Source organism: Rhodothermales bacterium (assembly GCA_039944855.1).
Classification (GTDB): Bacteria; Bacteroidota; Rhodothermia; order Rhodothermales; family JANQRZ01; genus JBBSMX01.
The window spans coordinates 80,496-101,178 of record JBDUXZ010000029.1 but is presented as its reverse complement, the minus strand read 5'-3'; the positions used below and the strand labels follow the sequence as shown (position 1 = coordinate 101,178).

Sequence of the window (20,683 nt, the reverse complement as noted above, 5' to 3'; positions counted from 1 at the left end):
ACCTTAACCTGACGGGCTTTGCGGGGGCAGCGTGTACTCGAACCGGTCGCCGTGGCGGAGGGGGGCGGGATCCACGCCGCCCACCCAACGCATCGCGTCAGTCCGAGCGGACGCGGACGCCGTCCTCGATCTGGTCGGAAGGGAAGAGGATGACGGCGTCGCCCTCGGCCAGCCCCTCCACGATCTCGGCGGCCTCGGCCGAGCGGTGGCCGACGCGGACCGTCCGCAGCGCGGCTTCCCCGTCCTCGACGGCGAAGACGGCCCACGTGCCCTCGCGCTGGAAGAGCGCGCTCGTCGGGACCGTCAGCACGCCCTCGCCCTGCCACGTGACGATGTGGGCCTCGACGCGATAGCCCGCGCCGAGCGACGGCGGCGGGTCGAAGAGGTCGGCGATGACGTTCACGCGCTGCTCTTCCACGCCGAGCGCCGAGACCTCGGTGAAGGCGTCGGGCTCGACGAGGCGGACGCGGCCTTCGAGCGTGCCGTCGCCGCCCCATTCCTCGATGCGGATGGGGGCGCCGGGCGCGATCCGCACGGCGTCCTCCGAGAGCACGTCGACGACGACTTCGAGCCCGCCCGTCGCTGTACTGGACCCACCGCTGCCTTCCTCGACGTAGCCGCCCCCGACGTCGCCGATCTCGACGAGTGGCGTGCCGGCGGGCACGACGCGCTCGTTCTCTTCGAGCACGCGGAGCACGCGCCCGGCGCTCGGGGCGTAGACAGGCACGGCCAACCCTTCGTCCTGCGGGCTCGCGCCGGTGAGGGCGGCGCGGGCGGCGGCGAGGTCGGCCTCGGCGGCACGCCGCGTGGCCTCCGCTGCGCGCACCTGCTGGCGGGCCGTCGCCACGGCGAGCGCGGCCTGCTCGCCCTCCTGGTTGCTCAGGATGCTGTCGGCAACGAGCGCGGCGGTCCGCGCCGCCTCGCGTTCGAGTTGCTCGGCCCGGGCCTGGGCCTCGTCCAATCGGGCGATGGCTTCGCGGCGCCGGGCCTCGGCCGCCGCGGCCTGCGCCCGTGCTACGCCGAGCGTACGCGAGTCGGTGGGCGTCGGGTAGAGCCGGGCGATGAGATCGCCCTCAGCCACGGGGTCGCCCTCGTCCACGGCGATGCGGGCGAGTCGGCCGGTGACCGGGGCCGCGACGACATAGCGATCCCGCACGCGCGTTCGCCCCTCCTCGACGACGGCCACGCTCAGCGGGCCGCGCTCGACGCGCACCGCTTCGACCTCGATGCCGCCGTCCGATGCCGTGAGGCTGAGGACGAGGAGCACCACTGCGGCGGCGACGCCGATCAGAATCCAACGGGTTCGCTTCTTCATAGGGATGGTTGTTAGTCTTGCTTCCCTCGGCCTTCGTCACCCGAAAACCACGGATCAGTGACCACGAGCTACTCGCGGGTCTTAAGGACTTCGATCAGGTCCATCCGGTCGAGCCTGCGCCGGACGATGAGGCCGCTGAGCACGGCGGCGGCGACGGTGATGGCGGCGGCCCACGCGAACGTGGCCGGCTCGATGATGAGGGGGATGCGGTAGTTCTCGGTCTGCAACCCGGCCGAGACGGCGGCGGCGAGGAGGTACCCCAGCCCCCAGCCGAGCGGGATGCCGAGGAGCGTAGTCAGCGCCTGCTCGCCGAAGAGGAGGACCGCCACCTCGCGCCGCGAGAAGCCGAGCACGCGGAGGCTCGCGAGCTCCCGCCCACGCTCCGAGAGCGCCACGCGCGCGCCGTTGTAGATCACGGCGACGGAGATCACCCCGGAGAACATGAGGATGAAAAACACGCCGATGAACAGCCCCTCGGCGAGTTGCTCCTCGAACGACGCCAGCAGTTGCGCGGGCGAGGCCACGCTCGCCACGACGGGCAACTCTTTGAGCCGGGCGTTCAGCGCCGCCCGCTCGCCCTCCTCGACGGCGAGATAGGCACCCGAGATCGCCCGCCCGCCGCGCACGAGCCGGTGCAGCGCGTCGAGGCTCATGTACGCCGATACGCCAAGGAAGTCCTCGACGACGCCGGCGACGGGCACGCGCGCCGTCCGCCGCTCGCCTTCGAGCACCTCCACCGTCACCGCGCCGCCCGTCTCGATGCCGAGCCGCTCGGCGAGGAACGCGCTGAGGACGAGGCCCTCCGACGGGATCGGCTGCGTCCCGCCGCCCGCCGTCACGATCCGCCGGAGCCGCGAGCCCTGTTCGACTCCGATGATCCCCGTTTCGCGCTCGCGGTGGCCCGCACGCAGGCGGACCGGCACCGCGCGGAACGGCTCGACGCGCGTCACCCCGGCGAGGTGGGCGAGGTCGTAGCGGACGGCCTGCGAGCGCGGCCGGTTGAACGTGATCGCGAGGTCCTCGCGCTGCGCCACGCGGAACTGCAGGTCCATCATGTAATCCACGCCGTCGAACATGAACAGCCCGATGACGAGGATCGCGACGGAGAACGCCACGCCGACGGCCGAGATCAGGCTCCGCACCGGCGTCCGCTCGACGTTGCGGAGGATCATCCGCCCGGCGGCGGGCAGCACGCGGCCGAGCCCGATCCGCTCGAAGAAGCCCGCCCGGAAGCTCGCCGGCGGCTCCGGCCGCATCGCCTCGGCGGGTGGGAGCGAGACGGCCTTGCGCACGGCTCCGAGCGCGCCGAGCGCCGCCGCGAGCGCGCTCACCCCGAATGCGACCGCGACGAGGCCCCACTGGATGTCGTAGCGGAGCGTCGGGAAGTCGAAGAAGTCGCCGTAGAGCCGGACCATCGCCCCGCCCGCCCAGATCCCGAGCCCGACGCCGGCGGCCGCGCCCGCGAGCACGGCCACGAGCGCGAAGCGGAGGTAGTGCCCGCCGACCTCAGCGTTCGTGTACCCGAACGCTTTGAGCACGGCGATCTCGGTCCGCTGCGTGGCGATCATCCGCCCGAGCACGATGTTGAGCAGGAACGCCGCGACGAGGAGGAAGACGGCCGGGATCGCCGTCCCCATCGTCCGGTTCTGTTCGAGCTCCGAGTCGAGGATCTGGTGCGAGGGCTGGTCCTCGCGCGTGTACGCCCCGAGCCCGCCGTAGGGCTCCAGCAGCCGGTCGAGGTCGGCGAGGACGTGGTTCTCGTTCGCGCGGGGGGCGAGCGTGAGGACGACCTCGTTGAACGCTCCCTCCAGGTCGTAGGCGGGTCCGAGCGCGTCGCGGCTCATCCACACGATCCCGAACCGCTGGTCGTCGGGGTAGAGCGCGCCCGGCGGGACGGCGTAGGTGTACTCCGGCGAGATCGCCGTGCCGACGATCTGGAGGTCGCGGTAGCGCCCGTTGAGGACGGCGCGGAGCGTGTCGCCGGGGACGAAGGCGTTGGCAATCGCGAAGTTCGCGCTGACGACGACCTCGTCGCGGCGGCCCGGCGCGAGGTAGCGCCCGGACGTGAGGTGGAGGTCGGCGAGTTCCGGCCGCCGGTCCTCGGGGACGGAGACGAACCGGCCGAGCGCGGGCGAGTCGACGCTTGGCACGTCGAGCGTAGCGGCGAAGGTGACGCGGGTATCGACGGCGGCGACGCCGGGGATCTCCTCGATCCGCCGCGAGAGCGACTGCGGCGCGCGCTCGAGGCTTGCCCACACGTCGGGGAAGCGGGCGTCGCGGTAGTAGAGTTCCTGCGAGACGACGAGCGACTCGTAGGTGCCGCGCATCGTCAGCACCGTCATGATCCCGACGGCGACGACGGCCCCGATCGAGAGGAGCTGCCCGCGCAGCTTCCACACCTCGCGGAGGAGCTTTCGGTCGATGGCGGTCATGATCTCACCAGTGGATCGCGTCGAGCGAGGCGCGGTGGGCGTTCTCCGTCCGCTCCACGATCTCGCCGCTGCTCATCTGCACGACGCGGTCGCCGAGCGCGGCAATCGCGGCGTTGTGCGTGATGATGGCCGTCGTCGTGCCGACTTCGCGGTTGACCCGCTCGATCACGCCGAGGACGAGCTTGCCCGTTTCGAGGTCGAGCGCGCCCGTCGGCTCATCGCAGAGGAGCACGTCGGGCTGCTTCGCCACGGCGCGGGCGATCGCGACGCGCTGCTGCTCGCCGCCGGAGAGCTGTGCCGGGAAGTGGTCGGCGCGGTCCGTGAGGTCCACGAGGGCGAGGGCTTCGTCGGCCGGCATCGGATCGCGGGCGATGTCGGTGACGAGCGCGACGTTCTCGCGCGCGGTCAGGCTCGGGATGAGGTTGTAGAACTGGAAGACGAAGCCGACGTGGTCGCGGCGGTAGCGGGTCAGCGCCCGCTCGTCGGCCGCGCTGAGTTCCTGGTCGCGGTAGAAGACCTCGCCGCTCGTCGGCGTGTCGAGCCCGCCGAGGATGTTGAGGAGCGTGCTCTTCCCGCTCCCCGACGCGCCGAGGAGGACGAGCAACTCGCCCGCCCGCAGCTCGATATCGACCGAGCGGAGGGCGTGGACCTCGACCTCGCCCATCCGGTAGACCTTCGACACGTCGCGGACGCGGAAGACGGCCTCGGCATTCGCGGGGGCGGCGCCGGCCGCGCTAGGGGAGGGCGTCGTCATGGCTCCGGGACGAGGGGTGGGCGCTGCGCGGTGGCGCGGGACGGGACGGGCTCCAGGTCGAAGACGTCGGCGAGGAGGTCGTAGGAGCGGAGCCGCGCGGCGGGGTCGTGGACGATCGTCATCACCATCACCTCGTCGGCCCCGGCCTCGTGCGCGGCGGTTTCGATGCGGTCGCGCACCGCGTCCGGCGTGCCGACGAGGAGGAGCTGCGCCATCGGCCCGGCGGGCGGTGTGGCGGGCGACCACCCGGCGGCGCAGGCCTCGGCGGGGCTCGGCACCGGCCCGGTCTCGCCCGTCCGCATCCGCTGGAACAGGACCTCGACGGAGGACGCCAGTTCGCGCGCCTCGGCGTCCGTTTCGGCGCAGACGACGGAGAGCGCGAGGATCACGCGGGGCTCGGGGAAGTCGTCCGAAGGCTCGAAGGCTTCGCGGTACGCGGCGACGGCCGGGGCAGCGGGCGTTGGACTGAAGTGGCCAGCGAAGGCGTAGCCCGCGCCGATCTGCCCGGCGAGGCGGGCGCTGCCGCCGCTCGATCCGAGCATCCAGATCGGCGGGAGGTCCACGCCGCCCGGCGTCACGCCGATTCGCCCGAACGGGTGGTCCCCGAAGTCGCCCGATTCGAAGGCGAGCAGCTCGGCCATGAGGCTTCCGACCTGATGGCCGGAGACGGAGCGGAGGGCCTGCGCCGTCAGCGGGTCGGTCCCGGCGGCGCGCCCGATGCCGAGGTCGATCCGGCCGGGGTGCAGCGCCTCGAGCGTCCGGTAGCGCTCGACGACTTGGAGCGGCGTGTGGTTCGGGAGCATCACCCCGCCCGCGCCGACGCGAATCCGCTCGGTCAGTGGCGCGACGTGGGCGATGAGCAACTCAGGCGACGACGAGGCGATGCCGCCCATCCCGTGGTGCTCGGCGAACCACAGCCGCGCGTAGCCGCGCCGGTCGGCGAGGCGGGCGAGGTCGGCGGCGCGGCCGAGAGCGTCGACGGCGGTGGAGCCGGAGAGGACGGGGAGGACGTCGAGGACGGAGAGGGTCACGGGGGTGCGTATCGGGTTAACGGTCGGTCGGCACCGTGGCGAGGGCAATCTTGTAGAAGAAGCTCAGAGGCCAGAAAGCAGTGGGTTATGGAACCTACCTGTCCGGTAAATTAAAGTTTCGTTTATCGAAACATTAGAATACGGAAACATAGAGAAGGCCGACTGGTACACCCGACTCCCGCTCTCCTCTCGACGCGCTCTACCCCGTGACTCCGACCGAACGCCTCGCCGCCTTTACCGACGCCATCCGGCGGCTTGACGGCTATAACGTGCAGGTGGCCGGGGAACTGGCTGCCCGACACGAAGCGCTGAACCTCCAGGACCTCATGGCGCTCAGCGTCCTCGGCGCACACGGGCCTAGCCGGATGGGGGAGATGGCCGAACACCTCGACCTCGCCCCGGCCTCGACGACGCCGATCGTGGACCGCCTTGAAGCGCAGGGCCTCGCCCGCCGTCGCCGCAGCGACACGGATCGCCGCGTCTGGCTCGTCGAGCTCGCCGAAGCGGGCGAGCAGGTGGTCACCGAGTTGGATACGATTTACCACCGGGCCGCTGCCGAAATGCTCGCGTCGCTGACGGACGCCGAGCAGGAGACCTTCGTGCGGCTGTTCGTCAAAGTCGCCGCTGGAATCGGCGAGGCGGCGTAGCGCCCTCGGGACAAGCGGCCGAGCGTGAAGGGGCGTCGAGTCCCCGAGCCGTTCGAGGCGCTACGGTCGAACTGGCAGGCGGCAGCGCGGTGCCTTCCCGTTCGATAAAGGCGCGGGCGAAGCCGGAAAAGACCTCGATCATGCACCCGTCCGACGATCCAACGGGGGCGAGCCCGAAGCAAGCGAGGGCGGACAAGGCGAGCGCAGACGGGCGATTCCGAGCGTTGCATCAGAAAAGCCCGAACGCAAAAACGCCCCTCACGGCGTCGTAAGGGGCGTTTCGTTGGAGCGGAATACGGGACTCGAACCCGCGACCTCAACCTTGGCAGGGTTGATTGTTTGTTTTTGTAAAACTAAATAAACAAATACATAGGGTCGTATTTTTGGGCATTTCGCTGAGTGTGCGCTGAAAACGGCAGGGCGTACATACCATATCACATGGGGGGCGCCACGCGGTGCAGGTCTTGCCCGCACCCTACCCGCGCGTGTGGATGACCTGGGTTACGACGCCCCAGATCACGAGCTCGAGCACCTCGATCGGCGCGTACGCCTCATTTCCCAGAGCCTCTTTATCGGCCGTTTGTGATACGCTCTGAAATCTGTAGGTACAGAGATGTGGCCAATCACGAAAGCCGCCGCGTAGGTTCGCGAGTGGCGAGACGATGAACACCGTAGATCCGAACGGGTCCGTCGCGGCCCCGGAGCGCGACCAGGCCGAGATCCTCGATCTCCGCGTCCAGCGGGACTTCGGTGAGTTCGAGGACGCGCTCGGAGATGATCAGTCGCCGGCCGCGCGGGCGGCACTCCGCCTCGATCCGTGCGGCGACGTTCACGGCGTCGCCGCTGTGGACGATGTCCTTCTTGAGGTCGCCGATCTCAGCCGTTACCACGGGGCCAGCATGGAGACCGGCCTTGAACGCGGGCGCTTCGCCATAGCGTCGCTCGTAGCGCGCCCGCTGCACCTCGACAGCGTCCTCGATGAGGAAGAACGTGCGCAGCGCGTTTCCGCTCGCCCGGCCGTTCCGCACACGCCACGTCACGACGACCTCGTCCCCGACGTACTGGTAGATCTGCCCCCGCGTCGCGAGCACGGGCTCCGAAACGTCGTGGAAGAAGTCGTTCTTGAAGTCGTTGAAGCGGGCGGGGCCGAGGCGCTCGGCGAGGGCTGTGGACGCGGTGAGGTCGAGGAAGAGGAACACGCGCTCTTCGGCAACGGGGCGGGCGTAGCGCCCGAGGAGGAGGCTCCAGAGCGTGCCCGGCCCGAGCATGAGCCGGACCTGCCGGGCGAAGTTGATGAGGAAGCTCGCCAGCGTGAGGAGCGCGACGATCGCGAGGAACTGCCGGCTCCCGAGGAACGCCACGAAGTCGGAACTCGCGAACACCTCGCGCGGACGGACGCCAAGCTGGACGGCCCCGACGAGCCCCGCCAGCACGACGACGACGAGCGCGATGACGACGACGTAATACCCGGTGCGGACGAGGAGCACGCGGCCCGACGTCAGCCGCCGGACGTAGCGCGGGAGCATGACGAGCTCGAAGGCCGCACTGAGCGCGCCGACCACGACGCCGAAAGCGAGCGTGACGACGGGTCGGGCGGGCTCCTCGGGGGGCGCGACGAGCGCGCCGGTGATGGCCGCCGCCGCGACCCACGCGGCCACCATGCCGAGGGCGATCTTCCAGCGCCGTGCAGTCTGGACGTCTGGGAAGAAGGCGGGCCGGGGCATCAGCGGCGTACCGATTCGTAGAGCGCGGCGGCGAGGGCCTCGGCCTCGCGGGGCACGTTCTCCCGCGCCATCCCCTGCCCCGCGGCGAAGAGCCGCCCGAGCCGCTCGCTCGCCTTGTCGAGGAGGAACGCGGCGACCTCGGCGGCCGGGGCCGCGGTGAGCTCACCGGACGCTACCGCCGCCTCGACGTGAGGGATGAGGACGCCGACGAGATCGTGCTGCTCGCGCTCGAACGTCCTGGCGATCTCGGGGTCGGCGTCGAGCCCGAGCGCGTGGCCCTCGCGCGAGAGGAAGCGGAGCACATCGCGGTTGTGCCACGTGTAGAAGGCGAGGGCGACGACGAGAACGAAGAAGCGGACGCGGAACGGCTGCGGCCCGACGGCCTCGTCACGGAGCCGGGGGTCGGCGAGGGTCTGCTCGGCGAGGCGGATCACCTCGTCGTAGACGTCTTCGGCCGTGAGGAGGAGGAGCTCGCGCTTACCGCCGGAGAAGTAGGAGTAGAGGGTTTGAGAGCGGAGGCGGGCACGGCGGGCGATGTCAGCGAGGGAGGCCTCGGCGTAGCCCTCCTTCGAGAACACGGTGCGCGCGGCGTCGAGGAGCTCGCGGCGCGAGAACGTAACCCGCTCCTCGGAGGTGGCCGTCGAAGACGGCGGCGGAGCGTCGGGCTCCTCGCCGGCCACCCAGCGCATCGCCTCGTCCCGGTCCGCCCGATCGAAGGCGACGACGACCGGCCCGCTTGCCGGGGGGCGCTGCCGCTTCGCTGCCTTGGTGAGGTACGCCCACGGCGTCACGATCGCGGCGCGGTCGAAGCGGTGGACGTGTTTGGGGCGCGTGATGCGCTCGCCGAGGTGGTCGAGGAGCGCCTCGGGCGTGTAGCCGCCGAGCCCTTCGACCTCGACGTAAAAGCCGAGCCGCTCGTGGCGGTTGAGCTTCGCCGCGATCTCGTCGCGCACGGCGCGGGCGTCCTCCCCGCTGATCTCGCCGGTGAGGCGGCAGGCGAGGACGTGGTCGGGGGCGTCGAGGAGCGTCAGCATGGTGGCGGGTGAGAACGGGTTCGAGTGTCAGGATACGCACGTGCCGACGCCGAAGCGGCGCGTCGGAGCAGACGCGGACGCCGGGCTCGACCAACGCCTTCAGCCAACGCTTTCAGAACGAGCGACCGAACGAAAACGACAGGGTGGGCGCTTCGCCGATGTCGGAGCCGCTGAGGGTGAGCGCGGCCGGCCCGATGGGCGTCGCCGCGCCCACGGTCAGGCCGACGCCGCCGCGGTAGTTGTCGGGGTCGAGCGTCCAGCCTTCGCCTGCTCGCCCGGCGTTCGCGGTGGCGCGGACGAACACGTCCGGCCGGGCCTCCCATTGCACCGACACGGCGGCGATCTGGCTTGCCGGTCCGGCGAATTCCAGCGTCTCGGCCCCGTAAAGCGGGAAGAAGCGGCCGGGCAAGAGTGCGGGCACGATGGCCCCGCCGACGAACGCGAACTGGTCGAGCGGCACGTCGTCGCTCCACGTCCGCGTGACGACGGCGCGGGCGCTGAGCGTCAGCCCCTCGCGGACCGGGACCCATAGCTCGGCGTCGGCCGTGACGTGCTCGAACGAGGCCCCGAGCCCCGGCGCGACCTCGCCGCTGGCGAGGAGCCGGAAGCCCCGCGACGGGAACGCCGTGCGGTCGCGCGTGTCGGCCGTGGCGAAGCCGGCGACGGAGGCGTAGGTCCACGTCGCCGTCTCGACGCTGTCGGGGGCCACGTCGGGCTCGGCGCGGACGTGGGCGGCGGCGGGGCCGAGCCCGGTCACGACAGCGTCGAAGAGGACCGGGCCGGCGAATGCCCGCACGGCGAGCACGTCGAGCCGGCCCGTGGCCGTGGCCCGGTCGAGCCCGGCGAAGATGGGGATCGGGACGCCCGTGTAGCCCGCCTGCCCGGCGACGGAGAGTGGCGCGTCGAGGCCGAGTCGCGTGAAGTAGCCGGCCTGGAGTTGGGTCTGCTCGCCGAGCCGGACGTCAAGCTGCGTCGTACTCCCGAAGCGGACGAGGTCGCTGAGCGTGAGAGAGAACAGGAGGGCCGCGTTGTACTCGGTGTCGTAGCGGAACCCGAACCCGACGCGGTCCCCGGCCGACGTGTCCACGTCGAGCACGAGCGTGGGCACGGGTGCGCCGTCCACGAGCGCCGCGCCCTCCGCCTCGGCCTCGACGATCCGGTACGTGATGAGGTCGAACTGCCCCGTCGCGTAGACCCGCCCGACGGCCTGCTCTACCTCGGCCGCGCTCAACGAGCGGGGGAGGCCGAGGGCGAGGCGCTGCCGGACGAGCCGCTCGGCCTGCCCGTCCACGCCCCGGACGGCGACGGCCTCGGCGCGGTAGGCCCGCTCGCCGGGGACGTCGGGCCGGGAAAGCGGCGGGTTGCCGAGGCGCACCGCGAGCGAATCCAGCGCATCCCGCTTCGCTTCGGCTGCCGCCGCGCCCCGCTCAATCCAGGCGGGGCCGGCGTCGAAGGCGAACGACGAGAGGCCGCTCACGTCGGGCTCGATGAGCACGTCGCACAGCGCCCGCTGCTCGGCGAGGTCGCGGTCGCTCTGGTAGAACGCCGCGTTGACGAGGATGTCGAAGAACGAGTCCGGCCCCGCGATCTGCTCCGTCTCCGAGACGTCGACGCACACGAGCACGTCGGCCCCGAGCGCGAGCGCGTCCTCGGCCGGGAGGTTCCGCGCGAGGCCGCCGTCGAGGTAGCGCCGCCCGTCGATCTCGACCGGCGCAAAGAGGCTCGGGAGCGACATGCTCGCGCGTATGGCGAGGGGGAGGTAGCCGCCGTCGAGCCGGACCGGCGCGCCCGTCTCGACGTCCACGACGACGGCAGCGAACGGCCGCGGCAGCCGCGTGAAGTCGCGGACGTCTTGGACCGGCCACGTCAGCCCGGCGAGGAGGTCGAAGATGCCCTGCCCTGCGATGAGCCCGGACGGCAGCCCCAGCGAGCCGTCCTCGATGGGGAGCGAAAGGAGCGCCGCGCCCTCGCCGAGTCGGGCCTCCGGGGCCGCCCGCCGCCTGTCCACGGCGTCGGAGAATAGCGCCGTCCAATCGCGCCCGCCGACGATGGCGTCGAGCTGGTCGACGCTGTAGCCCGTCGCGTAGAGCCCGCCGACGATGGAGCCCATGCTCGTCCCCGTCACGACATCGACCGGGATGCCCGCCGCCTCGATCACGCGGATCGCGCCGACGTGCGCCAGCCCCTTCGCCGAGCCGCCCGAGAGGACGAGGCCGACGGTCGGGCGGTCGCGCGGCACGTCCTGCGCGGCGGCCGCAGGGCCGAATATAGTCGCGAGCACAGCGACGACCACGCACACCGGCACGACGAGACGAAAACGAAAGAGGGAGCGCGCGGGATCGGCCATAGACGAGAAGGTAGACCCCTTTCCCTACTCGTAGCGGAGCGCGTCGATGGGATCGAGGCGGGCGGCTTTGCGGGCGGGGTAGAACCCGAAGAACACACCGATGGCGGCCGAGAACAGCACGGCAATCGCCACCACCTCCAGCCCGACCGAGACCTCGAAGGGAGCGACCGCGCTGGCGATCGCCGCGAACGCGAAGGCGAGCGCCGTCCCGAGCAGCCCGCCGAAGAGGCACAGCAGCACGGCCTCGATCAGGAACTGCGTCAGCACGTCGGAGCCGCGCGCGCCGACGGCGAGGCGGATGCCGATCTCGCGCGTCCGCTCGGTCACGGAGACGAGCATGATGTTCATGATCCCGATGCCGCCGACGACGAGCGAGATGCCCGCAATCGCCCCGAGGAGGGCCGTGAGCGCGCCGAGGACGGTGTCGAAGGTCTCCTGGATCGACGCCTGCGACTGCACCTCGACGACCTGCTCCCCCTCGTCGCGGATGCCGTTGAGCTGGCGGAAGATGGCTTTAACCTCGCGCTCGGCGGCGTCCGAGCGGTCGGGGTCGGCCGTGCTGGCCCACACGACGTCCACGTTGTCGGAGCCGCGGAGCCGGTTCTGCACCGTCGTCACCGGGGCGAGCACGACGTTGTCCTCGTCGTCGCCGCCGAGCCCGCCGCCCTGCGCTTCGAGCAGGCCGATGACCCGGAACGGCACGTTGCGGACGCGGATCTGCGCGCCAATCGGGCGCTGGCCGGGGAACAGTTCGTCGGCCACGGTCTGCCCGATGACCGCCACCTTCGCCCGGCTGTCGACCTCGTCCTGCGTGAAGAACGTCCCGTCGGCGACCTCCCAGTTGCGCACGGCGAGGTACTCCGGCGTGACGCCCGCCACCTGCGACGCCCAGTTCCCGATGCCGCCGACGATCTGGGCCGGCGCGTAGGTGGCCGGCGAGACGGCCCCGAGCTCGGTGCTCTGGGCGCGGAGCGCGTCCACGTCGGCGAGCGTGATCTCGTTCTGGTTGCCGGTCTGCCCGCGCACGCCGCCGGCATCGCTCTGCTCGGGCGTGATGATGAGGAGGTTCGCGCCGAGCCCGGCGATCTCGCCCGAGATCGCCGACTGCGCGCTCTGCCCGAGGCTGACGAGGATCGCCACGGCCCCGACGCCGATGATGATGCCGAGCATGGTGAGCAGGCTCCGCATCCGGTTCTTGAGGATGCTGTCGAGCGCCGCGCGGAAGAGCTTTTGCCACTTCATTTAGGCGGGGGATTCGGGCAGGGGGATGAGCGGCGTGTCGGTCTCGAGGTCGCGGCGGGCGTCGCGGCGACCTTCCACCGGCTCGTCGCGGATGAGGTAGCCGTCGCGCAGTTCGATCACGCGCTTGCAATACTCCGACACCTCGGGCTCGTGGGTCACGATGAGGATCGTGATCCCGGCGTCGTTGAGCTCCTGGAAGAGCGCCATCACCTCGATCGTCGTGCGCGTGTCGAGGTTGCCCGTAGGCTCGTCGGCGAGGATGACGGCGGGCTCGTTGACAAGGGCGCGGGCAATCGCGACGCGCTGCTGCTGCCCGCCCGAGAGCTCGCTCGGCTCGTGGTCCAGCCGGTGCTCGAGGCCGACGCGCGTGAGCGCCTCGACGGCCCGCGCGTTCGGGTCCTTGATCCGCCCGGTCCGGTCGTAGAGGAGCGGGAGGAGGACGTTGTCGACGGCCGTCGTCCGGGCGAGGAGGTTGAAGCCCTGGAAGATGAAGCCGAGCTTCTGGCTGCGGAGGTCGGCCCGCTGGTTCCGCGAGAGCCCGCCGACCTCGACGCCGTCGAGGCGGTACGAGCCGCTCGTCGGCGTGTCGAGGCAGCCGAGGAGGTTCATCAGCGTGCTCTTGCCCGAGCCCGAGACGCCCATCACGGCGACGAACTCGCCGCGCTCCACGGTGAAGTCGAGCGGGCGGAGGGCGTGGACGGGCTCCGCGCCGGGGTACACCTTCTCCAGCCCCTCGGTGCGGATGACGGGCTGGTCGGCGGCGGTCTGGTTTGTGGAGGTCGCCATTATTCGACGCGGACCCCCGACCCGGATTCGGTGTCGTTCACACGCGTGACGACCTCCAGCCCGGCCCGGACCACGTCGCTGTCGGACGCCTCGCGGGGGGCAATCGCCGTCGTCGTGCCGTCGGTGGCGAGGACGCGGACGAGGATCGGGCGGAGAGGCGGGCCGTCGCCGTCGCCCGTGGGCGTCCAGACTTCAGCGAGGTCGGAGGCGAACGTCGGGGCGTCGGCCGGGCCGGTGTCGGACGTTGTGCGGACGGCGGCCTCGGCTTCGCGCTGCGCCTCGCGGGCGGCGGCGCGGATCTCCTCGGGTGGGTCGAACCGGATGGCCGCGGCAGGAGCGAGGAGGGCGTCCTCGACGCCACCCACGATGAAGTCGACCGTCGCCGTCATGCCCGGCAGGAGCAGGCCGCTCTCGTTGTCGGCGGCGACGACGACGGTGTAGAGCACGACGTTCTGGACCGTCTGCGGGCGGAGGCGGACCTCGCGCGTGACGCCGCGGAACGTCCGGTCAGGGTAGGCCGCGACGGTGAACTCGACCGGCTGGCCCGCTTCGACGAGCCCGACGTCGCTCTCGTCCACCTGAACGAGGATCTCCATGTCGCCCAGGTCCTCGGCGATCACGAACAGCTCGGGCGTCGAGAAGCTCGCGGCGACGGTCTGCCCGGCGTCCACGTTCCGCTGGATCACGACGCCGGAGATCGGCGCGCGGATCTCGGCGTTCTGCCGGTTCTTCTGCGCCTGCCGGAGCGCCTCGCGCGCCGAGGCCACGCTCGCCTCGGCCGAGCGCACGCCCGCCTGCGCTGAGCGCACCGACGCGGCGGCCGTCTCGGCAGCGGTCTGGATCGGGGCGAACTCGCGCGCCGAGAGGTAGCCCTGCTCCACGAGCGGCTCGTTGCGCGCGAGCGCGGCGGTGGCTTCGGCCCGCTGCGCCTCGGCCTGCGCAACCGAGGCCTCGGCCTGCCGCTGCCCCGCGAGCGCCCGGTCCACGCCCGCCTGCGCGTCGCGGACGGAGGCGTCGAGCAACTCGGTGTCGACCACGGCGAGGAGGTCGCCCTGCTCGACGCGGTCGTTGAAGTCGACGAACACGCGCGCGAGCTCGCCCGACACTTGTGTGCCGACCGTCACGGTGCCGACGGCGTCGAGCGTGCCCGTCGCGGAGACGGTCGAGACGAGGTCGCCCACGCGGACGGTCGCGGTCTCGTAGGGCTCGACGGCCTCGCCGTCGCCGCCGCACCCGCGGGCGAAAAGGAGCACGACGATCAGGACGACCGCGGCGAGGAGGAGGTACTTGGGACGGAAGAAACGCTTCATGGGGATTTAGTCGAGGGCGACGAGGGCCTCGCCGAGGAGGCCGGTCTGGTAGGCCACGGCGATGCGGCCGATGAGGAGGTCGTAGCGGGCGGCGGCCACGTCGGTCTCGGCCTGCACGAGCACGCGGCGCGCGTCGAGCACGTCGAGGAAGATGCCCGCGCCGACGCGGTAGCGGGCCTCCGTGGCGGCGAGCGCCTCGCGGGCGGCGGCGACGGCTTCCGTCGCGGCGGCGAGCCGGGCGGCGGCGGCCTCCACGTCGAGCACCGCCGTCTCGACGTCGGCCGCGACGCGGAGCTGTTGGAGGTCGAGCGCGGCGTCGGCGTCGGAGACGAGCACCTGCGCCCGCTCGACGGCCCGCCGCGTCCGCCCCTGATCGAGGATCGGGATGGACAGCGTGAGGCCGGCGCTCGTGTTCGGGTTCACGTCGAAGAACTGCCCGCCGAAGCCGCTGTTGTCGTCGAGCGTGTTGAAGCTCGTCCCGGCGCTGCCGCCGAGGCTGAGGTTGGGGTAGCGCCCGGCGCGGGCCGCGCGGATGTCGAACCCCGCTGCCTCGACGAGGAGGGCCTGCGCGTCGAGGTCGGGCCGCTCGGCGAACGCGAGGGCGACGAGCTCGGCCACGTCGAGGTCGAGGAGGGGGCGCGTGAGGAGGTCGTCCGGGGCCGGAGCCAGGTCGAGCGGGGTGCCCGGCGGGAGCCGGAGCGTCTGCCGCAGGCCGAGCCGGGCGACGGCCTCGTTGCGCCGCGCCGTGGCGAGGCGCTGCTCGCCGAGCGCGATCGCGGCCCGCTGCTGGAGCACGTCGCTGATGTTGCGGTTGCCCACGTCGTACTCCGCCTGTACGCGGTCGAGGAGCGCGCGCTCGGCTTCGAGATTCGTGGTCTCCACGCGTACGATGTCGGCGAACTGGAGCACTTGCAGGTACTGCGTTGCCGCCTGGCTCGCCACGTCCTCCGCCGCTCGGTCGAGGTCGAGCCGGGCCGCGTCGAGCACGCGCTCGGCCGCCCGCCGGTTGGCGCGCCGCGCGCCGCCGTCGAAGAGCGGAAGGCTGAACTGCGCGCTCGCGGTGACCCCAGCGCTCGTCTCGCCCTCCGTCACCAGATCGAACTCGGGATCCGTATCGTCGGGATTGCCAAAGAAGTCGGTCGCGTAGCCGCGGGCGTAGCGGACGGCGGGGCCGCCGGAGACGGAAAGCTCGGGGTCGCCGGCCGCCCGCGCCGCGCGGAGGTCGAGCGCCCGCAGGGCGACGGTGTAGCCCGCCCGTTCAAGCTCGACGCTCTGGGTGAGCGCGAGGCGGACAGCGTCGCCGAGCGTGAGGCCGACGGCAGCGGTCGTGTCGTACGGAGCCGCGGGGGCGACCTGCGCCGCCCCTTCGAGGGGGACGACGAGGCCGGCTATGAGGGCGAGGAAGGCGAGAGCGCGCACGGGCGAGAGCGGGTTCATGGGGCGAATGAGGCCTCGATGGGTGCCGGCGCAGCGTCCAGCCAGGCCCACGCTTCGGCCTCGTCGTCGGCGGCGAAAAAGCGGGCGTCGAGGGGGAGCAGCGGGGCGAGCGCTTTCGACGCCGCCGCCATCCAGGCCGGTCCGCCGACAATGGCGATGTGGCGGAGCTGGTCCACGAACGTGACGAGGCTCGCGTCTTCCTTCAACGCCCCGAGCGTCATCCCGTCGAAGTCATCGAACCGGAGGAGGACGTCGACCGCGTCGTGCCCACGAGCGACTTCTTTCAGGCGCGGCGTGAACGTCCGCTCGTAGTCGGCGGCGGTGAGGGGGCCGGTGACGGCGAAGGCGAGCGTGCTCCGACTCGTCGTGGGGATCTCCTCAATGCCGGGCGCGGCAGCGGAGGATTCGGTGGTCGATTCAGACGTCGCGGACGCTTCGCGCAGCCATGCCCATGCCTCGGCTTCCTCATCGGCCTCGAGGTGGCGGACCTCCATCGGGAGCAGCGGGGCGAAGGCGCGGACGAGCCCCACCAGCCAGCCTGGCCCGCCGACGACGGCGTAGCGCTCGATGCGGCGGAGGGCTTCCTGCTTCATGTGGGGAAGCTCCGCCGTGAAGGCGCCGGGGCGGACACCGTCGAAGTCCTCGGCGCGCACGAGGAGCCGGAACCGCTCGTGCGCCGCGAAGTCGGCCTCCAACCGCTCGACGTCTTCGGCGGCGACGGGGCCGCGGAGGGCGTAGGCGAGAATCGGCGTGCCCCCAGCCGACTCGGACGGCTCCGCGTCGACGGCTGCGATGCCAGGCCGGGCCGGGACAGGCCGCTCGGCGATCCACGCGAGCGCTTCGTCGTGCTGCTCCGTCGCGAACGCTTCGCCTTCGGCACCCGGGATCAGCTTGCCCTCCCACGTCGCTACCGTCTCGATCCACTCCTCCCCCGTGACGACGGCCACGCGGTAGTACCGGTCGAAACGGCCGAGTTGGGAAAAGCTGAAGCGGAGGTCTCGGAGGAGCCGTCCCAGCGAGATCCCCTCGAGGGGCCGGAGGTCGGCGAAGAGCGAGAGCTGCTCGTGGAGGTTGAGGGCGCGATCGAGGGCGGCGGCGGCCGTCTTTACGTCGGAGGTGTCGACGGAACCGGAGATGCGGAAGGCGACGACGTGGGGGGCGGGTGAGGCGAGGAGTTCGATCATGACAGGCCGGGCGGGTTGGGGTCGGGGACGCGAGCCGGAGGCGGGAGGTCGAGGCGCGGTCAGCGGCCCGCCTCGACAGAGCTGAAGCCGATGAGGAGGCGGAGGTACGGCCCGGCGAGGCTCGCCTCGGGGCCGCCGTCCACACCGAATTCGCTAAACTGCTCCCAGTCGCCGCTGGAGAGGTCGAGGAGGTAGCCGGCGCGGAGGCCGAAGGCGAGGCCGCGCGTGTGGTCCTCGCTCTTGCGGATCGGGACGATGAAGTCGCCGCCGAGGCCGGCGTTGAGGAGCCAGCCCCGGCTCGAAAGCGAGGAGCCGCGGCGGGGATTGTCGAGGGTGCCGTCGAAATCGGGATCCGTGGCGTCCTCATAGAGCCGGAGCGTGAGGTCGCCGTAGCCGCCGCCGACGAGGGGGTAGAGCTTGAGCCGCTCCGTCGAGTAGGCGAGGTAGCCGACGTTGAGCGTGGCGTAGCGGCCGGAGAGCGAGGCCTCGAACGCGCCGTTCCTCGCCTCGTCGCGCTGCGTCGTATGACCCTCGATCCCACCGACGAGCCGCCCGCGGAACTGGTACCGGGCCGTGGCGAACCCGACGCCGCCGGGTTCGAGCGACCCGTAGCCTCGGGCGCCGATGCGGTCGGAGAGGTTGCCGGTGTCGAGCGCGTTGCCGCCGACGCCGAAGTAGGTGATGCTGGCCTCGGAGCCGAACTGCGCACGGGCGGCCGGGGCCGCGAGGAGCGTGATGGCGAGGAAGGCGAATCGGATCATGGAAGGGCGAGGCTAAGGGGGTCAGGAGGGGTAGCACGGCAGCCCGCACAGACGGGCGGTGGTGCGGGCGTGAGGGGCCAGTGCGCTGGCCACCCCGGGGTTTACACGGAGGGTGAGGCAGTCGGTAGGAGGCTCGCTGCGAGGCCCGGCAGAGCGCCCTCACGTGTGGCCAGCGGCCGAGCGTTCACGGCCCGGATGCGGTCGAAGAGGAGGTGGGCGAGGACGGCGGCGTGCGCGCGAAGCTTGTCGCGGAACAGGTCTCCCCGCTCAGCCCCCTCCACCGCGAGCGAGCACACCACGAAGGCGGCGTGCAGGAGGCGAGGCGCCAGCTCGGCCGTATCGCCAAATCGCAGACGGCCCGCCGCCATCTCCCGTTCGAGCGCGGCCTCCACGAGCGCGACGAGCGCGCGGTGGCGGAACTCCATCCGCTGCGCCAGCGCCGGATCGGCCCGCAGCCGGTCCCGGCCCGATCCCAGCACGTCCTCCAGCCCTTCGTGCTCCTGCCACCACAGATAAGCCAGGGTGCCGGAGAACCACTGGAGCCGCGCGAGGAACGCGTGCTCGAACGGGCTCACGACCCCGAGCGTGTCCTTGACGAGGAGGTCGAGCGCGTCGTAGACGGCGTCGATGCGGGCGGCGTCGGCCGGGTCGGCGGAGGCGGGCGGCGTCTCGGATACCGCGCCCGATGGGGCGAGGTCAGGCTGGGGCTCTGGCACTTCGGAGCACAGCCAGCGGGACGCATCGTCGTGCTCGACGCTCGGGAAGTAACGCGCGGGGACGCCGTGCGCCGAGGCCACGACGCGGGCGTAGCGCCGTTCCCATGGGCGGTCCCCCACAACGGCTACGCGGCAGACGATGGGCGGCACCGCGACCCGCAACCGTGCCCAGAGCGCGTCCGTCTCGACCCCCGTGAGTCCGTCCGGGGTGAGGAGGACACGGGCGCCGCCGCACCCGTCGTAGCGACGGAGCGCGTCGAGGAACGTGCTAAAGTCCTGCGCGCTGAACTCCCCGCTGGGCTCAACGTGGAGCACGGCGAGGCCGGAGTCGTCTTGGTCGGAGCGGAGTCGGAGCATGGCGGAATCAGGGTTCGGGGGTGGAGCTCCCGTTCGCGGTGCTGCTGCGGACGGTCAGTGGCGGAGCCTGCTCGACGTGGAGCGTCCGCGTCGGGAAGGCGAAGTCGATGCCGCGCGCTTCGAAGGCCTCGACGAGGGCGAGGTTGATGGCCTGCTGCACGTCCATGTAGCGGCCGTAGTCGGGGTCGAGCACGTAGTACACGGCCTCGAAGTCGAGCGACGAGTCGCCGAACTTCTTGAAGTGGGCGCGGTCGAACCGGACCGGCGGGAGCACCTCGCCCTCGGCCTCGATGATGGCACGGACGACGCCGGGGATGGCCTCGAGCGTGGCGTGCTCCGTGGCGTAGGTCACACCGAAAGCGAAGACCACGCGCCGCTCCGTCATCCGCCGGTAGTTTCGCACGCGGCTCGAAAGGAGGTCCCCGTTCGAGAACACGATCTGCTCGCCCGAGAGGCTCCGCACCCGCGTCGACTTCAGCCCGATGTACTCCACCGTCCCGAGGTCGTCGCCGACGGCGAGCATGTCCCCGATCACGAACGGCTTGTCGAGCACGATCGAGAGCGAGGCGAAGAGGTCGCCGAGGATGTTCTGCATGGCGAGGCCAATCGCGATCCCGCCGATACCGAGGCCGGCGACGAGGGCCGTCACGTCGAAGCCGAGGTTGTCGAGCAGCATGAGCCCGATGATAGCCCATACGGCGATTCGCGCAAGGATGCCGACGGCCTGCATGCTCGTCACACTCGCGGCGTCGACCTCGATGTGCTGCTTCTTGTAGCGCTCGATCCATAGCGTGATGAGCCCGGTGATCCACCGGCCGCTCTGGAGGAGGAAGGCGAGCGTGAACAGGCCCGCGGTGAAGTCGAGCCCGCGCTCGTCCCACCCGATGAGGCGGGCGGCGAGGTAGAGGGCGAAGGCGAAGAGGAAGTAGCTCCGCGTCCGCTCGAGCACGTTCGTGACGACCTGCTCGCCCCACGTCATCGTCCGCCCGGCCATGCGCTCGACGCGCCACGCGATGAGCCGCCGCGCTCCAGCGAGGAGAATCGCCGTGGCGACGAGCGCGAGCACGAGGAGCGACCAGTCCTCGACCGTCGCGCCGAGCACGGAGTGAGCGAGGAGGTCGTCGCTGAAGAACCGGTGGAGGAGCGAGCGCATCGGTCAGGAGGTGACGGTGAGGCTCGGAAACTGGACGAACTGCTCGGCGAGGGCACGGTCGGCCGGCCGGAACCAGCGCGGGCGCGTGCGGAGGTACCGGCCGGCCATCACGACCACCCACGCTGCCCAGTCGTGGTCACCGACGACGGCGAGCCGCCGTATCGCGTGCGGATCGGTGGCGGCGAAGGCCTGCCCGGCCGTGACGATGCCGCCGTCGATGGCGCGGAGGCGGGAGACGTCGAGGAGGAGGTCGATCCGCCCGTGCGCACGCACCGCGCGGCGGAGGACGGCGAGGAAGCGGCGGTGCTCCTGCGACCCGACGAAGTCGGCGAACTCAACGCTCAACACAGGGGATGACGGGGGAGCGAGCAGGTGGATCATCGCGGCCTCTGCTTCAGAGCGTGGGAAAAAAGGTGGCCGCCCTTGGCCCGGCCCGGCGTAGTGAACCGGACG

At 71.5% G+C, this 20,683-nt stretch carries 17 protein-coding genes; 1 reads left to right on the top strand and 16 read right to left on the bottom strand.

Features of this window, described 5'->3' with window-relative positions; genetic code table 11:
• Positions 1–97: 97 nt before the first annotated feature.
• From ABJF88_14685 to ABJF88_14670, 4 genes are all read right to left on the bottom strand, one after another.
• Positions 98–1,315 carry an HlyD family efflux transporter periplasmic adaptor subunit gene (locus ABJF88_14685; GenBank protein MEP0548179.1) on the bottom strand — a complete coding sequence of 406 codons (1,218 nt, stop codon included), beginning with the start codon at positions 1,313–1,315 and terminating at the stop codon, positions 98–100.
• Positions 1,316–1,383: 68 nt separating this feature from the next.
• Entirely contained in the window at positions 1,384–3,747 is a 2,364-nt protein-coding gene (locus ABJF88_14680; GenBank protein ID MEP0548178.1) for an FtsX-like permease family protein, read from the bottom strand.
• Between the two features lie 4 nt (positions 3,748–3,751).
• Entirely contained in the window at positions 3,752–4,411 is a 660-nt protein-coding gene (locus ABJF88_14675; protein MEP0548177.1) for an ABC transporter ATP-binding protein, read from the bottom strand.
• Between the two features lie 86 nt (positions 4,412–4,497).
• Positions 4,498–5,532: an LLM class flavin-dependent oxidoreductase gene (locus ABJF88_14670; protein ID MEP0548176.1), complete on the bottom strand. Its 1,035-nt coding sequence runs from the start codon at positions 5,530–5,532 to the stop codon at positions 4,498–4,500.
• A gap of 206 nt (positions 5,533–5,738) precedes the next feature.
• Between ABJF88_14670 and ABJF88_14665 the strand changes: the two genes are divergently transcribed.
• The gene (locus tag ABJF88_14665) at positions 5,739–6,179 is read left to right on the top strand and encodes a MarR family transcriptional regulator (protein MEP0548175.1); all 441 of its coding nucleotides are present in this window, start codon (positions 5,739–5,741) and stop codon (positions 6,177–6,179) included.
• Positions 6,180–6,802: 623 nt separating this feature from the next.
• Here ABJF88_14665 and ABJF88_14660 read toward each other — a convergent pair.
• From ABJF88_14660 to ABJF88_14605, 12 genes are all read right to left on the bottom strand, one after another.
• Positions 6,803–7,903 carry an adenylate/guanylate cyclase domain-containing protein gene (locus tag ABJF88_14660; GenBank protein ID MEP0548174.1) on the bottom strand — a complete coding sequence of 367 codons (1,101 nt, stop codon included), beginning with the start codon at positions 7,901–7,903 and terminating at the stop codon, positions 6,803–6,805.
• Complete coding sequence (locus ABJF88_14655; GenBank protein ID MEP0548173.1) at positions 7,903–8,937, bottom strand: STAS/SEC14 domain-containing protein; 1,035 nt, start codon at positions 8,935–8,937, stop codon at positions 7,903–7,905. Before ABJF88_14655 ends, ABJF88_14660 begins: the two co-directional genes overlap by 1 nt.
• A gap of 112 nt (positions 8,938–9,049) precedes the next feature.
• The gene (locus tag ABJF88_14650; GenBank protein MEP0548172.1) at positions 9,050–11,284 is read right to left on the bottom strand and encodes a patatin-like phospholipase family protein; all 2,235 of its coding nucleotides are present in this window, start codon (positions 11,282–11,284) and stop codon (positions 9,050–9,052) included.
• Positions 11,285–11,308: 24 nt separating this feature from the next.
• Positions 11,309–12,526, bottom strand: coding sequence for an ABC transporter permease (locus ABJF88_14645; protein ID MEP0548171.1), 1,218 nt, complete (start codon positions 12,524–12,526; stop codon positions 11,309–11,311).
• Positions 12,527–13,312, bottom strand: coding sequence for an ABC transporter ATP-binding protein (locus ABJF88_14640; protein MEP0548170.1), 786 nt, complete (start codon positions 13,310–13,312; stop codon positions 12,527–12,529).
• Positions 13,312–14,622 carry an efflux RND transporter periplasmic adaptor subunit gene (locus ABJF88_14635; protein ID MEP0548169.1) on the bottom strand — a complete coding sequence of 437 codons (1,311 nt, stop codon included), beginning with the start codon at positions 14,620–14,622 and terminating at the stop codon, positions 13,312–13,314. Before ABJF88_14635 ends, ABJF88_14640 begins: the two co-directional genes overlap by 1 nt.
• Before the next feature lie 6 nt (positions 14,623–14,628).
• A complete protein-coding gene (locus tag ABJF88_14630; GenBank protein MEP0548168.1) occupies positions 14,629–16,059 on the bottom strand; it encodes a TolC family protein in 1,431 nt (476 codons plus the stop codon).
• Positions 16,056–17,243, bottom strand: a complete 1,188-nt coding sequence (locus ABJF88_14625) for an STAS/SEC14 domain-containing protein (GenBank protein ID MEP0548167.1) — start codon at positions 17,241–17,243, stop codon at positions 16,056–16,058. The genes ABJF88_14630 and ABJF88_14625 overlap by 4 nt, the downstream gene beginning before the upstream one ends.
• Positions 17,244–17,302: 59 nt before the next feature.
• Positions 17,303–18,004 carry a hypothetical protein gene (locus tag ABJF88_14620; GenBank protein MEP0548166.1) on the bottom strand — a complete coding sequence of 234 codons (702 nt, stop codon included), beginning with the start codon at positions 18,002–18,004 and terminating at the stop codon, positions 17,303–17,305.
• A 101-nt stretch (positions 18,005–18,105) separates the two neighbouring features.
• A complete protein-coding gene (locus ABJF88_14615; protein ID MEP0548165.1) occupies positions 18,106–19,077 on the bottom strand; it encodes an STAS/SEC14 domain-containing protein in 972 nt (323 codons plus the stop codon).
• A 7-nt stretch (positions 19,078–19,084) separates the two neighbouring features.
• Positions 19,085–20,230: a mechanosensitive ion channel family protein gene (locus ABJF88_14610; GenBank protein MEP0548164.1), complete on the bottom strand. Its 1,146-nt coding sequence runs from the start codon at positions 20,228–20,230 to the stop codon at positions 19,085–19,087.
• Between the two features lie 3 nt (positions 20,231–20,233).
• Positions 20,234–20,611, bottom strand: coding sequence for an STAS/SEC14 domain-containing protein (locus ABJF88_14605; GenBank protein ID MEP0548163.1), 378 nt, complete (start codon positions 20,609–20,611; stop codon positions 20,234–20,236).
• Positions 20,612–20,683: the final 72 nt, after the last annotated feature.